12 protein-coding genes are annotated in these 16,103 nt (G+C 54.3%); 9 read left to right on the forward strand and 3 right to left on the reverse strand.

Annotated elements, in window-relative coordinates:
• Positions 1 to 124: 124 nt before the first annotated feature.
• On the reverse strand, positions 125 to 1,369 hold the full coding sequence (locus ACL02P_RS03605) for an IS110 family transposase (protein ID WP_090728280.1): 1,245 nt from the start codon (positions 1,367 to 1,369) through the stop codon (positions 125 to 127).
• 411 nt (positions 1,370 to 1,780) lie between these two features.
• On the opposite strand from ACL02P_RS03605, the gene ACL02P_RS03610 reads away from it, so the two are divergent.
• The 6 genes from ACL02P_RS03610 to ACL02P_RS03635 all read left to right on the forward strand — a co-directional run bounded on the left by ACL02P_RS03610 (position 1,781) and on the right by ACL02P_RS03635 (position 7,484).
• Complete coding sequence (locus tag ACL02P_RS03610; protein ID WP_036645298.1) at positions 1,781 to 2,203, forward strand: CBS domain-containing protein; 423 nt, start codon at positions 1,781 to 1,783, stop codon at positions 2,201 to 2,203.
• A gap of 97 nt (positions 2,204 to 2,300) precedes the next feature.
• Positions 2,301 to 3,995, forward strand: a complete 1,695-nt coding sequence (locus ACL02P_RS03615; protein ID WP_412836840.1) for a DNA repair helicase XPB — start codon at positions 2,301 to 2,303, stop codon at positions 3,993 to 3,995.
• Positions 3,992 to 5,908: a helicase-associated domain-containing protein gene (locus tag ACL02P_RS03620; RefSeq protein ID WP_339299374.1), complete on the forward strand. Its 1,917-nt coding sequence runs from the start codon at positions 3,992 to 3,994 to the stop codon at positions 5,906 to 5,908. The genes ACL02P_RS03615 and ACL02P_RS03620 overlap by 4 nt, the downstream gene beginning before the upstream one ends.
• Positions 5,909 to 6,012: 104 nt before the next feature.
• On the forward strand, positions 6,013 to 6,450 hold the full coding sequence (locus tag ACL02P_RS03625) for a YlbF family regulator (protein WP_036645300.1): 438 nt from the start codon (positions 6,013 to 6,015) through the stop codon (positions 6,448 to 6,450).
• Between the two features lie 76 nt (positions 6,451 to 6,526).
• Positions 6,527 to 6,790 (forward strand): YlbG family protein, encoded by a 264-nt coding sequence (locus tag ACL02P_RS03630; RefSeq protein ID WP_009225236.1) that lies wholly within the window; start codon positions 6,527 to 6,529, stop codon positions 6,788 to 6,790.
• A gap of 256 nt (positions 6,791 to 7,046) precedes the next feature.
• A complete protein-coding gene (locus ACL02P_RS03635; protein ID WP_009225237.1) occupies positions 7,047 to 7,484 on the forward strand; it encodes a hypothetical protein in 438 nt (145 codons plus the stop codon).
• A 452-nt stretch (positions 7,485 to 7,936) separates the two neighbouring features.
• Here ACL02P_RS03635 and ACL02P_RS03640 read toward each other — a convergent pair whose 3' ends face one another.
• Positions 7,937 to 8,845 carry a transposase gene (locus ACL02P_RS03640; protein ID WP_412836841.1) on the reverse strand — a complete coding sequence of 303 codons (909 nt, stop codon included), beginning with the start codon at positions 8,843 to 8,845 and terminating at the stop codon, positions 7,937 to 7,939.
• Positions 8,846 to 9,256: 411 nt separating this feature from the next.
• Between ACL02P_RS03640 and ACL02P_RS03645 the strand changes: the two genes are divergently transcribed.
• Positions 9,257 to 10,162 (forward strand): selenium metabolism-associated LysR family transcriptional regulator, encoded by a 906-nt coding sequence (locus tag ACL02P_RS03645; RefSeq protein ID WP_009225239.1) that lies wholly within the window; start codon positions 9,257 to 9,259, stop codon positions 10,160 to 10,162.
• Between the two features lie 31 nt (positions 10,163 to 10,193).
• Complete coding sequence (locus ACL02P_RS03650) at positions 10,194 to 11,078, forward strand: PHP domain-containing protein (protein ID WP_339299369.1); 885 nt, start codon at positions 10,194 to 10,196, stop codon at positions 11,076 to 11,078.
• A 217-nt stretch (positions 11,079 to 11,295) separates the two neighbouring features.
• Here ACL02P_RS03650 and ACL02P_RS03655 read toward each other — a convergent pair whose 3' ends face one another.
• Complete coding sequence (locus ACL02P_RS03655; protein ID WP_260071665.1) at positions 11,296 to 13,065, reverse strand: NFACT family protein; 1,770 nt, start codon at positions 13,063 to 13,065, stop codon at positions 11,296 to 11,298.
• A gap of 199 nt (positions 13,066 to 13,264) precedes the next feature.
• Between ACL02P_RS03655 and ACL02P_RS03660 the strand changes: the two genes are divergently transcribed.
• Positions 13,265 to 16,069 (forward strand): calcium-translocating P-type ATPase, SERCA-type, encoded by a 2,805-nt coding sequence (locus tag ACL02P_RS03660; protein ID WP_260071666.1) that lies wholly within the window; start codon positions 13,265 to 13,267, stop codon positions 16,067 to 16,069.
• The last annotated feature ends 34 nt before the right edge of the window (positions 16,070 to 16,103 follow it).

A 16,103-nucleotide genomic window follows, 5' to 3' on the forward strand; every position in this document is an offset into this window, starting at 1 on the left:
AAATTTTCTATGTGAAAAGTGCTTTGAGTCTAGAAAAATGACAATATCAAACTAATCCCAGCCCAAATCAAGGATAATTCCAGATTTTTACTGGGAATGAGTAAGGACTTTGGCAAAGGGGGCGTCAATCCTTCGCAGTCGTTACCTTCTTCCGTGGCGTATAGAGTTGGCCGTTGCGTAGCAGCACATCGACCAGACGCACAAGTTTTCTTGCCGTTAAGACGAGGGCGCGTTTGTGTTGGTGCTTAGGAACTTCTTTGTACTTCTTCCGGTAATACTCACCGAATTCCTCATCGCGGTTTTTCACCGAGTTGGCAGCTTCAACCAGGTAATAGCGAAGGAATCGGTTGCCGGATTTAATGCGTTTGGTATCTTCGGCTTCAAAAGGGCCAGACTGATGTTTACGCCAGGAAAGGCCGGCATACTTGGCCACAGCCGCTTGATCACTGAAGCGATCGATGTCTCCAATCTCCGCGAGGATACCGGCGGCATACACCCGGTCAATCCCAGGGATGGAGCGCAAGCATTTGGATTCAGGCAGGCCTTCGAGAATGCGCTCTATGGCTTTGTCCAAATCTTTGAGCTGTGCCTGGATGCTTCGAATCACTTGAATGGATGTGCCAAGCACCAGGTCGATGGAGTCCTCAACCACTTTGGAAAGTCGATAAGAGGCTCTGGCAGCCTTCTGAATGCAGCGTGCGACGTTCTCCGGATCAGGGAAGCGATTGCGTCCCTTGTCCCTTAAATAGTCGGCCAATTCGGCGACATCCATCGTGGCAATGTCGTCAAGGCTGTACTTCTCGGAGAGCATCTCCATGAGCGCGTGACCGAATACCGAGCTGTCTACTTCGGTCGTAAAGGCGTTGCACTTGTAGAACAGGTTCTGCAAAAAATATTGCTTCTCACGCGCCAGGTTGTGGATCAGGTGGAATCGCATGCGCGTGAGGCGCTGGAGCGCAACATATTGCTCTTGCATGACGATGGTGGTGGTCAATCGTCCAAAGCGCAAGCGATCCGCAATCACCCAGGCATCAAGACGGTCGGTCTTGTCCATATCCGGGTAGGCTTCTCTGAATTTGCTGACCAGCTTCGGGTTGATGGTGAACACTTTGGCTTTACGGGCTTTGAGCGCCGGATCCTCATGCATGAACATGGCAGGATGCCAGCTGTAGACCGAAGTCGCTTCAAGGCCAATGTGAATCTCGGAAGACGAATGCTTGTCCGCTACAGCGACGATGCGATCTCTCAGATGAGAAGCGCCGTCGAGATTATTCTTGACGGTGAGCGTTTCCAGCTTGTCTCCGTCGGGATTCATAAAGCACGCTTCCAGTTCTTGTGAGCTGACGTCAATACCGACAAATAACTTCAAATGGAGTTCCTCCTTTCTGTTGAGGGATTCAGGGAATGGACGCTCCGGGATGCCTCCGGCGCACACGCAGATCAATCACCCTCGCCTATGAGAACACACTTCAGTCCATGAGCTGCCCCGGCACTGCTATAGCCGGGCATGGGTTGCCGAAGGGAACAGCCAGCGGGTAAGAAGTTCAGACGTGTACCGGAGAAACAGACTTTTAATGTAGACGTGGCTACAGGAGGGATACGAATTTCCCCGAATGGACCCTAAGTTCCATTGTCCAGAGACATTCCAGAAAGTCCAGTCCCCATTCAATTTTCAAAGAACGATTTGCTGGAAAATTTCAAGGAATCTCTCCAGCCCCTACGGGGCTGGAAGCTGAAAGAAAAGAGCTTTCAAAAGATACTATACGAGGAGGGATTTATGTTGAGAAAAGTTAGCGAGATTATGACCCAAAACGTCGTTACTGTGACGCCGCAGGATAATGTTTACGAAGTAGCGGTTAAAATGAAAGAACACGACACGGGTTTCATTCCGGTAGTTGAAGGCGGAGATAAGCTGATTGGCGTCATCACAGACCGGGATTTGGTGATCCGCGGTATCGCCGAGAAGCGTCCCGGCTCGACGGCAGTCTCCGAAGTGATGACCAAAGGGATCAAAACCGCTTCCCGCGACATGTCGGTGGACGAGGCCGCAGAACTGATGGCCGAGCAGCAAATCCGCCGGCTCCCGGTATGCGAAGGGGATCGCTTGATCGGGATCGTATCGCTTGGCGATTTGGCGGTACGTAATATTTTTGCCGACAATGCCGGGGAGGCTCTGTCCGAAATCTCGGAGCAGGTACATTAATGACGAAGAGAAAGTAAGCGGGAGAGGTTCGCAGCCTTGGCGGCGGACTTCTCTTTTTGCTGGTTGCAAGAGGCTGATCTAAAGGAGGGCATAACCGATGATAGAAACGGGAGCATGTATCGTTCAGCGAGATTTAACGGTGCTGCTGGAGAAGGAGCATCCCGGCTTCGAAACGGCGCGGGAACAGTTGTCCCATTATGCCGAGTTGGTGAAGAGCCCGGCTTATTATCATACATATCGAATTACTCCGCTCACATTATGGCATGCCGCTTCCTGCGGGATCGATGCGGATCGAGTGCTGGAAGAACTTCAGTCTATGGCCCGATATGGACTGCCGAGCGGCGCGGCTGAAGACATCCGCAACTGGATGGGAAGGTTCGGGCAGCTGAAGCTGCGTCCGGTTCCAGGTGAATCGGACCGATTGGAACTGGAGTACGTTGGAACCGAAGAAGAGGGTTTTCTGGAGCAGTTATCCCGACAACTGGATTTACCGGCGGGGACTTGGAGCCTGGTGGACAAGCGCCATCTCCATCTGCCGGCCGCATGGCGCGGCAGCTTAAAACGAGAACTTGCCCGGCTGGGTTATCCTGTCCTGGACGAAGCAGGCTACCACCAAGGCCGCAACCTGAAGTTTGCTCTCCGGGAGGAACTGGAAGGAGGAAGGCCGTTTCGGCTCAGACCGTACCAACAGGAAGCGATCGCTGCATTTGCCGGCAAGGCTGGTGAAGGCGGAAGCGGTGTTGTCGTACTTCCCTGCGGAGCGGGAAAGACCGTAGTTGGACTGGCCGCCATGGAACGGTTCCAGTGCGAGACGCTGATTTTAACCTCCAATGTGACCTCGGTACGTCAATGGATTTCCGAAATGATTTCGAAAACGACTTTGCCGCCGGAAGCGGTTGGAGAATATTCAGGAGAGAAAAAACAAGTCAAACCGGTGACGGTTTCGACCTATCAAATATTGACCCATCGAGCCCGCAAAGAGGAGGGCTTCAAGCATATGTCCCTGTTCCAAGAACGGGATTGGGGATTAATCATTTACGATGAAGTTCATCTTCTTCCGGCGCCGATTTTCCGGGCAACCGCCGATATTCAGGCGACCCGTCGGCTTGGGCTGACCGCCACCCTGATTCGCGAGGACGGTTGCGAGCGGGACGTCTTCTCCTTGATCGGACCCAAACGGTATGATGTCCCATGGAGAACGCTTGAAGAGAGCGGTTTTATCGCGCAGGTTGATTGCCAGGAGATCCGGGTGGCGATGCCCGAGCCACAACAGAATCAATACGCCCGGGCGGAAGGGCGGGAGAAGTTTCGAATCGCCGCGGAGAACCCGTATAAGAACGAGATCGTGCGGCGATTGCTGGACCGGCATCGGGACCGTCAGGTACTGATTATCGGGCAATATTTGGATCAGCTGCAAAGCATCGCTGCGGAACTCCACGTTCCGCTCATTACCGGGAGTACGCCGCAGGCGGAACGGAGCAGATTGTTTCAGGCGTTCCGCGAAGGGGAAATTCCGGTTCTGGCCGTGTCCAAAGTAGCCAATTTTGCGGTGGATTTGCCGGATGCGTCGGTGGCGATTCAAATCTCCGGCAGCTTTGGTTCGCGTCAAGAGGAGGCGCAGCGTCTCGGACGGATTCTGCGGCCGAAGCGAGACGGCGGCAGGGCTTATTTTTATACCCTCGTGTCGGAGAACACCCGCGAACAGGAATTTGCCCTCCGGCGGCAATTGTTTTTGCTGGAGCAGGGTTATGAGTATGCCGTGCGGCGCGAGCAGGAGGGGATCGAAGCATGAGCAGGCGGTCGGAAATGCCAGCTTACGAAGATTCTTTGATAGATGGGCCAGTTAGGGAGCCATTAAACGAAGCGGAGATGGAGGCGCTCCGGCTCCTGTTTCGGCGTTATGCAGGACAGCCGTTTCGGCTGGAACAAGCTAACGCCGCCGCGGCTGGCAGCTTGAGCGGAGCCGACATTCGCGCTGCATTGCCGGTGCTCCTGCGCTCTGGAGAAATCGCTGCGGTACGCAAGGCTTGGGGAGAGAAGCTGTTTTACATCCCGCTAGACCGCCAGCTAGAGATGTGGAAGATATGGGGGTACGCGGAGCTGCGGGAGCAGAACCCGGTGCGCGTGGAACTTGAACGGGAGGCCAAACCTGGATTGGCGTTGGATTTGTTCCGCGCTTTGACCTGGATTGCCGGCAATGGACTGCGGATGACGGCGAAAGGGACGATTCACCAGAAGGAACACAGCAAGTTGGAAGACCGAATTGCGCTGAAAGCGGAAGACATCGCAGGTCTGCAGCTCAACTATCCGCATCCGGACGTATATTCTCCCGCACTTGCGGTTGTGATGGATCTGCTGCTGGCGCTAGGGCTGATCGCCAAGGAGAGGGCGGTTTGGCGGGCGGATGTCCCGGGAATGGCGGCATGGTTGTCCTTGGATGTGCCGGCGATGAACTTCGTTCTAATGCGCGAGCTGCAGCGCTATGTTCCGGCTGACGTTGGACTGCAGCATGTCGCCTTGCGACTAACGGCACCGGATTTAAAACCCGGCGCGTGGTATTCGGTGGAGGAACTGCTGGGTTCGCTCCAAGACCAGGGGCTGCTGGGGGGGGAGAGCGGCGATCTGTCACCGGAGCGCGCCGCTTGGATCGAAGGATGGCTTGAAGCTTTGTGCGGCTGTGGCTGGATGGAGCTTGGCCGCCATCCGGAGGATGGCCGGATGTTCCGTTGGCTGATTGAACGGGACGCTTCTTCGCCGACGGCTTCCCCATCGGCGAAAGGGAAGCTGATCGTGCAGCCTGATTTCGAGCTGCTGGTTCCGCCAGACGTACCGTTTACGGTCCGGTTTGAGCTGGAGGCTTGCGCTGAACTGGCCTCGTCAGGCGTAATGAGCGTCTACCGTTTGACGCGTGCGGGCCTGGAGCAGGCATGCAAGTTGGGTCGTACGCCGCAGGAGATCCTGCAGCTGCTGGAGGAGCATTCTGCCGGTGTACCAGCGTCTGTTCGCGACGGCTTGCTCCAATGGGGGCGGGAAATCGGCCGTACCACGCTCACCGAAGTGAAGCTGCTCAGCTGTGCGGATACGGAAGCCGCGGATCGCATTGCAGATTTGCCATCGCTGGCCGGCAAGCTGGAGCGGATTGGTCCGCTTCATTTTCTCGTAACGACGGACAGCGAGGCGGAAGTGATCAAGATTCTAGAAAGTGAGCGATTGGCTCCGGTTCACCGGGGCACTCCAGCCCCCAATGAACCGATTCTTCCGAAGCTTACGGAAATGGAAATCACCTGGTCAAATGATGAGGGGCCGAGCGGGCAGAAGGGTCAAGGCTGGATTTATAAAGGAGCGGATCTGCACTTTTATGAGCCGGAAACCCGTCCGCCAGAAGTAGACGAGCTGTTCCCGGGTTTGTCGGAGATCCCCGTCATGTGGTGGAAGGAATTGCGGCGTTATCACGCCTCGACCGCCCGTGAACTGATCGAACGGGCTTTGGCCTGGTCTGCCAAGCTGATGCTGCAGATCGGAGGAGAGAGCGTTGTTTGCGTGCCGCTGGCAGTCGTGGAAAGTGAAACGGATTGGCAAGTCAGAGTGCGTAAGCTACCCTCATCTGAGGCACAGGGAAAAGAGACTCCAGGAGAGGAAGTGCTGCTGTCACCCCGAGATTGGCAGGCGATCCGCCTAATTCTCCCAACAGGCTTACGCAAATGAGAGCTTAGGAAGGATGAACCTCTTCTGCTCGCTAAAGGATTGTGGTATGATAGTGACGTCTACCTGTTGGGTGGAACAATAACCACAAAAGCGAGATGAAATTCATGAGCGTAATCGCGAAGAATACGGTCGACATGGCCGAAGTGCTGATCAACGCCTATGAATTGGGCGATATGATAAATCAATCCGCCGCCGTTTCCGAATATTTGTATTGGAAAAAGCGCGTGGAAGAAGATAGTGAGATTCAGGCATGGGTCAAGAAGCTGGAAGCTCAGAAGGAACTGTTCCGGGAAACCGAGCGCTTTGGACATTTCCATCCGAATTATCACGAGGCCAAGGATAAAGTGGCCGAGGTGGAGCGGGAATTAGAGCGCTTCGAGGCGGTTCGGAAGTTTAAAGCCGCTGAGAACGAACTCGACGATATCCTCCACCAAATGTCGGAAATGATCGCTTATGCCGTTTCCGATACGATCAAGGTGCCAAGCAATGATCCGAATCCGAAAGGCGGATGCGGCGCCGGTGGAAGTTGCAGCTGCGGCTAAGAGCATAAGCAGCCGATCATTCCGGAAGATTGGTTTCCGGAAGTTCCAGGTAGTTAAGCCACGGGAGGGGAAAGTCATGTTTCCGGAGCGTACAGGATATATCATATGGGTAAGCGACTTGAAAGCGGCAAGGAACTTAGAAAAATACGGAAGCGTGCATTATCTATCCCGCCGCATGCATTATGTGGTTATGTATGTGAATGCCGATCGGGCGGAAGAGACGATGCGGAATATCCGTAAGTTATCCTATGTTCGCAAAATTGAGCGGTCTTACCGTGGGGAAATTAAAACCGAATACAGTAAGGACGTCCCGGACAAAACCCGCTTCTACGGACTCTAACCGAAGGTTAGACCAAGCGATTCGAATGCCAAAGCCGCGCAGCGAGCTACTCGTTGCGCGGCTTTTTTGTGTTTATACTGTCTCCTATGGATTTATAGTTCTAGAGACCTTATTTTTGACAAAAAACACTTGAATCTTGTAGAAAATTAGGGAATGATGTAATATAATAGGCAAAAGAGCTTAGTTAAAAAGACCTAATTATTGGCAAATCACTTACTTATCTATTTACAAAGACCCATACAATGAGAGGTGCGGCATGAGAGACAAGGCAACGGAACGCTGGAGAACCTATGAATCCTTCTATATTCAACTAGGGGACAAGAGAGTTGCCGATATCGTAGTAACGAACCATGCCAAGCTCCGATACCAGGACAGAATTGATCGGGATAATGTCGGGGTTGAACAGATTGCCGGATGGGCTTGGGAATGTTTAAAGCAGGGACGCATAACGCCATATTATCGCAAGGAAGAGGACGTCTATTTAATTGATGACGATCTCGTGATGGTGGCTGAATTTGCGGAAATTCCCGGAGAGTTCGACCTTGCCGGACGCCCGATGCACCGCATGATCATCGTTACCTTTCTTGGACGGATGTCGGAAACCATTGAATTGCGCGATTTGAAATCTTATTATTCCTGGCTTCGCCATTCCCGGCGAATGACGCTGATGAAGAACAGCCGCAAGCACCGCTAGGAGCTGCGGGAGTAGGTCAAGACAGAAACTAAGCCGAAGCCGAAGATGAGAAAGAAGACGTAGAACGATTTGGAAAGAAGCATGCCGTTAACCGGTCTGCTTCTTTTGACATTTTAGCCTGTTGTGTCAAATCCGATTTCACTGATTTTTCTGCAACTCAAATACACCGCTCCTCCGCTCCTCCGTTCCTCGCATCCTTCCCGTCTCCTGCATCCCTGGCGTCCCTCACGTCCCTCATGGCCCTCACGTCCTTCCCAGTGCGGGGGTGGCAGTGGCAGGATAACGTAGTTTCTCCGCCCCTTTTTAACGATTATCCCGTTGCGTCAGGTCATGGAGGAAGAGAAACTGGGAACAGGAAATGCTCTGAAGTTGATAAAGTTAAAAATACGTTGCAAAAAAGCGGATCGGGTGGTTTATTGCGAAAAATATAGATATGTTGATAAGCATCTCGATTAAGCCGCATCTGCAATGGTTGAGATCCGGCGGATTACGATTAGCTGGCGGTACGAGATTGCTGGAATGGACAGGCACATCTGCAGCATGTTCTGGCGCATTTCTTCCTCGGAAAAGGACATGCGCAGGTAACGGCGTACGGTGTACTCATTCAAATACGCCTGCAAATGTGTTATTCCCAAGGCGACATACGTGCGTCTGATAGAGTCCCGTGCTTCTCTCACGACTTTCCGTAAGGGCAGATACATCCCATAAACGAAAGGGAACCACCGCTTGGTTGAGGTATGGACGTCTACATGCTTGTTGATGAACGTAGCGAGATCGTGCCGGGTAGCCCATTGCTCGCCTCCTCTTTTATGCGGTATCAGTTGAATCTTCACACGCTCGGGCTCACCAGACTCCGTGACCGTGCAGCCGGCGACGACTGCGGTGGCATAAGGTTGAGAAGCTGGATGAAAGCGGTTGGGATCCGTCCCATACTGATCGCGGTTCACCTTCACCTCTCCAGAGAGCAGCTCCCGGGCATCACATTCACCGAGGGTATGGCGGATTTTGTGCAGCATGAGCCACGCGGTCTTGTAGGTAACTTGGATCACCTGACTCAACCGCAGCGCTGAGATACCGTCGGGAAGCAGGAACAGCTCCATAGCTTGAAACCATTTCACCAAAGGCAGATGGGTTCTTTCAAAAATCGTACCCACCAAAGGCGAGGCTTGATAGCCGCATCTTCTGCACTCAAACAAAGGAAGTCGTCGGGAGGACAGACGGGTGCATTTGGTATAAGCGCAGCGCGGGCAGACGAAGCCGTCTGGCCACTTCATAGCGATGATCGCCTCGATACAGTCGGCCTCACTTTGAAAACGGCTGCTGATAGGTTGAAGCAGCTCTTTATTCATACCTAACTCCATGTCGGATCCCTCCAATGTGAATCTTCCCAACTCCAAAATTACGAACTAATGTTCTCTTTTTAAATTATACCAAACATATGTTCTGTACACAAGAAAAAACTCCCAAAAAATCAACTTACTCAATTGACCCCAATTAATCCTGAAGGGTCAGCTTTCTGGGACTGTCTCATTTAGAAAACCTCCTTCCACAATTCCTAATTTCTGAGCGAAAGGGATAATGGTGCAAAAGAGGCGCGAACAAGACCATATGCGGGCACATAAAGGGCACAGAAGTGATAAGAGCCATCGGATGTAGGGCAGGCGTTTTTTGATAGGGCAACAATTCATGGGACTAGCACTTTATGTAGTTGGCCCGGGCATGCTATTGTTAATGGAGAGCTTTGCAATGGAAAGAAAGGGGAGTGCCGGACGATGGCGTTAAACTATCACCAGCTTCATATTTTCTATACGGTGGCGCAGCGTGGCAGCTTCTCGGCTGCAGCCCAGGCACTGCACATGACTCAGCCTGCGGTTACGATGCAAATCCAATCGCTGGAAGATTACTTCGGCACGAAGCTACTGATCCGTTCTACGAAAAAGATCGAATTAACGGAAGCCGGCCAAACTTTGCTGCCGTTTGCTCGCCAGAGCGTGGAGTTAATTCGTGAAACAGAGCAGGCCATGTCGCGGCATACATCGATGCTGGAGGGGCGGCTGCAGCTCGGCTCCAGCTTGACGATCGGGGAATACGTCCTCCCTCGGCTCCTTGGGCCGTTTGGACAGCGATACCCTCATATCTCAATCGTGATGAAGGTGATCAACACGACGCAAATCATCGAGGAGATCCTGAATCACCAGCTGAGTTTCGGGTTAGTTGAAGCGCCGGTTCAACATCCGGACTTGGTATCCGAGCCTGTCATGGAGGATGAGCTCAAGCTAATTGTTCCCGCAGGCCACCCGTTGTCGGGGAGAAGGTCTGTAACGGTGGAGGAAGCGATTCATTACCCTTTTGTACTGCGGGAAAAAGGCTCTGGCACTCGTCAGGTGATGGAGGATGAACTGCGGAGATGCGGTGTTGACATCAATCAAATTCGTACTGTTATGGAACTCGGCAGCACGGGGGCGGTAAAATCGGCGGTCGAGGCCGGGATTGGCATCACGATTATTTCACCTTCTTCCGTTAAGCATGAGCAGGCGCTGGGACTGCTGGAGGTGCTGGATATTGAAGGGTTGTCTTTTAAACGGATGTTTTATTCGATCCACTTGAAATCGACGCTGTTGCCGGTCACAGCGGTGACGTTTTTGACTTTCCTGCGGGAATATCCGCAAACTACGTAAAAGACATTGCGAAAATGAAGGATGGGATAACATGGAACCACATATGGCAAACGAACGTTACGACCTTCATTCACATACCCAAGCTTCGGACGGGATGAATAAGCCGGCGGAAAACGTAAGGCTGGCCAAGGAGAAAGGGCTGACGGGCTTGGCCATCACAGATCACGATACCGTTGCCGGGATTGAGGAGGCTTTGCTGGCCGGGAAGGAGCTTGGCGTGGACGTTGTCCCCGGCATCGAAATCAGCACCCGCGCCGGGGGCAAAGACATCCATGTGTTGGGGTACTTCCTGAATTTCGAGGATGAACACCTTCTGGAGCGCTTGGCCCGGCTTCGGTCGGTTCGGGAGGAGCGAAATACCCTAATTATCGCGAAGCTGCAGCAATTAGGCCTTGAGATTACGATGGAGGAAGTGAAGGCTGGGGTGGCCCGGCCGCTGCGTCCGGGTGAAAGCTTGGGCCGGCCTCATATCGCCGATGTTCTCGTCCGCAAGGGGTACGTGTCGGATATGCGCGTGGCCTTTGATCGGTATTTGTCCGAAGGCAAACCAGGATATGCTTCTCTGCCGCGTATATCGCCGGAGGAGGCGATCACGTGGATTCATGAGGGAGGCGGCGCGGCGGTGTTAGCGCATCCGGGCTTGTACGGGGACGACGAGCTGGTGCGGTCGATCCTGGAGCGTGGGAAGCCGGACGGGATAGAAGTGTACCACTCTGACCACGGGGCGGAGGAGGAGATCCGTTATGCCGCCATGGCCGAGCAGTACGGGCTTATCGTGACCGGGGGATCCGATTATCACGGCGTGCGGCAGGGTGTTGTTTTTCACGGTGATTTGGGTGGACGCACGGCACCGCCGGGTACGGTGGAACGGTTGAAACAGGCGGCGGAGGCGGCCAGACGGGCTGAGAAAAACTGAAAAAACGGTGGTCCAAAGGGTCAATGAATCTATGATCCCTTTTGGAGCACCGTTTTTTATTGGGCAAATGTAAAAGTGCAGTCCGTTAGGCGTGAATCCGTGCAAATCCCCAGGTGAAGCTGAGAATCTACTGTACTTTTGCATCTGATTGATTCAATTCGGCGGTTTTGGATGGGGTTCAACTGCACTTTTACATTTGAGACTTTGCCAACAATCATCAGCCGTTCTTCACTGTGTTCGGCAACGATTTAATGAGCTGCTCATCTGGCGTGACGTACAACGTCCGCTGGTGATCGTAAATGACGAAGCCAGGCTTGGCGCCGTTTGGTTTGCGGACGTAGCGGATGAGGGTGCAGTCCACCGGGACGCTGCTTGATTGCTTCGCCTGGCTGAAATAGGCGGCAAGCTGCGCAGCTTCGTTTAACGTCGCATCGCCATATGAGTCGCTTCGGATTAGCACGTGTGAGCCCGGGATATCTTTCGTATGGAGCCAGGTATCGTTGGGTTTGCCGAGCCGGTTGGTGACGTATTCGTTTTGCAGATTGTTTTTGCCCACGTAAATTTCGATGCCCTCCGACGAAGTATAGACGTGCAACGTCGGACGGTCGTTCTTTTTCTTCTTCTTGCCCCGTTTGGCCCGGTCCCGCAAATATCCCTGCTGGGTCAACTCCTCGCGGATCTCGTCGATATCGCTTAACGTCGCATCGTTCAACTGCTGCAGCAAGCCATCGAGGTAAGCAATTTCCTCTTTAGCCAGCTTCATCTGTTCCTCGATGACGGCGAGGCTGTTTTTGAATTTGTTGTACTTCTTAAAGTACCGCTGGGCGTTCTCCGAAGGGGTCAGCAGCGGATCCAGCGGGATGGTCTCCATTCCCTGCGCTTCATCGTAGTAGTTGACCAACTCAACGCTGGTGTCGCCTTTGCGGATCGTATGCAGCGAAGGCAGCAGCAGCTCGCCCCAGATGCGGTAACGTTCGGCATCTTCGGCTTCGCTCAGATCTTTCTTCAGGTTAGTTAGCTTCTTTATGTTCTTGTTCCGCTCGTTTTGCAGGAAGCGCAGCAGGTCGTTCGTTTTCTGCTTGACCGTATCCCGCAGCGCTTTATCCCCGTAATAGTCCTCCATGCATTCGCTGATCGAAGGATAGGTTCGAATCTCCCCGTGGGCGCTTGTGAGCCGAATGGCGGAGAAGATGCTTTTCCCTTTGGCGTTTTCGCCGGTCATGGGGGCATACTTCTGGCTGCGAACCTCCTCCATCAATCCGTCAAAAGCTAACCATAACCGCTCCGCTTCCTCCGGATTCAGCCCGATCTCCGCTGCAACGCCGCTGACCCCGGTGCGGGCATAGATTTCGCCGGCGATCAGCGGGCTCAGCCCGGCGAAGGCATCGACCAGCCAGCCGCTGCCGGTGCCTTTGCCTTCGGCTGTTGCCGCTTGCCAGGCGGCCATAAAAGCCGCACGATCCGCTTCGAGCGGATGAAGCTTGTGCTGCTCCGGCGGCGCTGTATAGGCGAAGCCGGGCATGACGATCCGATAGCCGGAAATGGCCGGCGTCACGTGATGAATTCCGTCCAACTGGGTACCGGTGGCCGGGTCCACCAGGATGATGTTGCTGTGCCGTCCCATCAATTCGATGATGATCCGCTTGATAGACAAATCGCCGAGCTCATCGCGCGTGCGGACGTCGATATGGATGATCCGCTCCATGCTGACCTGCGTCACCGCTTCGATAGTCCCACCCTCGCAGTGCTTGCGCAGCAGCATGCAGAACATCGGCGCCTCCAGCGGATTCGGAAACGAGGCTTCCGTAAAATGAACCCGCGGGTACGTCGGATTCGCCGACAGTAGGAGCCGCTTATTGCCGGCCTGCGTGCGCAGGTGAAAGACGAGGTCGCTTTCCGCGGGCTGATGTATTTTATTGATGCGACCGCCGATGCAGGTTTGCAATTCGTGTACGATCGCTCGGGTTACGATGCCGTCGAGTGCCATTTTATGATAATCTCCTGTTCTGAAACTTTTGTATGAAAGCGGCGGCTTCACGAGAAAGCCCTCCTCTATGATGCCATACTTCGGGCAAAAACTTAAGGGCTCCCCTGTGATAATTTGGGACTGGCTAGAATACATTTACCCTAGGTGGAAAAGCCTTCACGCCGATACTGCATAATAAACGGAAGGGGAATTAAGGAGGATGGAACAAAAAAACTGGCACCAGTGGAGCAGTGATGCGCTTCTGCAACACTTCGGCGTCACGCGTGAACAGGGCCTGACCGATGAAGAAGCGCAGAAGAGACGCGAGGAATTTGGCTGGAACGAACTGCAGGAAGGAGAGCGCATCTCCCCGATTCTGCTGTTCCTGAACCAGTTCAAGGATTTTATGATGCTGGTGCTGATGGGTGCCACGCTGATTTCCGGTTTTCTCGGCGAGTATCTGGATGCCGTCACAATCATCGCCATCATCATTCTGAACGGGGTGCTTGGATTCATCCAAGAATTCCGTGCGGAGCGTTCCCTGCGGGCATTAAAAGAGCTGTCCGCGCCCCATGCCAATGTGCTGCGCCAAGGCGTCGTCAAGAACATTCCAGCCAGAGAGCTTGTTCCAGGGGATATCGTCCTGCTGGAAAGCGGGGACCGGATTCCAGCTGACATCCGGTGGTTATCTACGAACAGCCTGGACGTGGAAGAATCCGCTTTGACCGGCGAATCGCATCCGGTGGGCAAACATGCGGGGGTGCTGAGTGAAAGTGACGTTCCGCTGGGAGACCAGAAGAACATCGGCTTCATGGGCACGATGATCACCCGCGGTACGGGCCGGGGGATCGTGATCCGCACGGGCATGGACACCGAGATGGGGAAAATCGCCGATTTGATTCAAAATACCGAGGTCCAGGAAACCCCGCTGCAACGGCGTCTGGAGCAGCTCGGCAAAATTTTGATTTATATGGCGCTTGGCTTGACCGTCGTTGTGGTGCTCCTGGGGATTCTGCAAGGGCAGCCGGCCGCCAGCATGTTCTTTGCCGGAGTGAGTCTTGCCGTTGCTGCTATACCGGAAGGTCTGCCGGCCATCGTGACGATTGCGTTGGCGCTGGGTGTGCAGCGCATGATCAAACGCAAAGCAATCGTTCGCAAGCTGCCGTCGGTGGAGACGCTGGGCTGCGCTACGGTCATCTGTTCGGACAAGACCGGTACGCTAACCCAAAACAAAATGACCGTAACCCGGTTGTGGCTGGAAGGCAGATCGCTGGAAGTGACGGGCGAAGGCTACGAGCCGGTTGGCAATATTCTGGACCAAGGCGTGCCCGTCGATTTGCGCAATGACCAAAGCTTGCGCCGGATGCTGCAGATCAGCGCGTTGTGCAGCAATGCGGTCATCTATGACGACGATCCGGAGAAGCGCGGCCGCCGCAAGACGAAGGAGGACGCCGCTGCAGGCGGATCGGTCTGGAAGCTGAAGGGCGATCCAACCGAGGGGGCGCTGGTGACGCTGGCGTCCAAAATGGGCATGACGCCGGCAGCCTTAAGCGGAACGTATGTCCGCGATCTGGAGTTTCCTTTTGATTCCAAGCGGAAGCGGATGTCCGTCATCGTCTCCCATCAAGGCGGCAAAATGGCGCTCGTCAAAGGAGCACCGGATATGCTGCTCGAGCGCTGCTCCTATATCCTGTGGGATGGCAAAGTGGTGCCTTTCACGGGCACATTCCGGCAGAAAGTGCAAGCGGCCAACGAACAAATGGCCCGCAGTGCACTCCGCGTGCTTGGGTTGGCCTACCGCGACTTGAAGCCAACCGAAGGGGCGGAGCATGAAGATCAAGTGGAATCGCAGCTGATCTTCGTGGGTCTGACCGGTATGATCGACCCGCCGCGCCGCGAAGCGCGGGACGCGATTACCGTCTGCCGCCGCGCAGGCATCAAAACGGTGATGATCACCGGCGACCATGGGCTGACCGCCGAAGCGATCGCTGCCGATCTGGGGATTTTGCCGCGGGGCGGTACCTCGATGTCGGGCCAGCAGCTGGAGGCGCTGAGCGATGAGGAGCTGGAGAAGCAGGTAGACAACATCTACGTCTATTCCCGGGTGTCGCCGGAGCATAAGCTGCGGATCGTGAAGGCACTGCAGCGGAACGGGCATGTGGTGGCGATGACCGGCGATGGGGTAAACGACGCGCCGGCGATCAAAGCCGCTGATATCGGCATCGCCATGGGCATGACGGGCACGGACGTCTCCAAAGAAGCGTCCTCGCTGATCCTCAACGACGATAACTTTACGTCAATCGTTGCCGCAATCGAGGAAGGACGCAGCATTTACGAGAACATCCGTAAATTCATCCGTTATTTGCTGGCCTCCAATGTCGGCGAAATCCTGACGATGTTCTTCGCCATGCTGGCGGGCTTGCCGCTGCCGCTGCTGCCGATCCAAATTTTGTGGGTCAACCTGGTGACCGATGGTTTGCCGGCGATGGCACTGGGCGTCGATCAACCGGAAAAAGACTTGATGGAGCACAAGCCGCGCGGCGCAAACGAAAACATTTTTGCCCGCCGGTTAGGTTGGAAAATCATCAGCCGCGGAGTGCTGATCGGCGTATGCACGCTGGGCGCGTTTTGGTTGACGCTGCGCTATGCGCCATCGGATCCGGCCCAACTGGTCAAAGCGCAATCGGTCGCCTTTGCCACCCTGGTCATGGCGCAGCTGATCCATGTGTTCGATTGCCGCAGCTCGCGGTCGATTTTTCACCGTAATATTTTGCAAAATAAATATCTGGTTGCCGCTGTCCTGTCGTCGATTGTGTTGCTGCTTGGCGTAATGTACATTGAACCGCTGCAGCCGATCTTCAAAACGGTACCGCTTGGCACGCGGGAGTGGGCGATCACCCTGGTGGCCGCTGGCATTCCGACCTTCCTGATGGGCGCGGGCAGCGTCTGGTCAGGCAATCGGAAACGGCGCAGCAGCGGGCCGCGTCCCTTTGTCACCGCGAAAAGTACAAATATTCGTGCATAAAATCAATAGCTTTTGAACCTGGCAAAAGCTAGAC

The sequence above is a fragment of the Paenibacillus sp. MB22_1 genome (genome assembly GCF_047200555.1).
Lineage (GTDB): Bacteria > Bacillota > Bacilli > Paenibacillales > Paenibacillaceae > Fontibacillus > Fontibacillus phoenicis.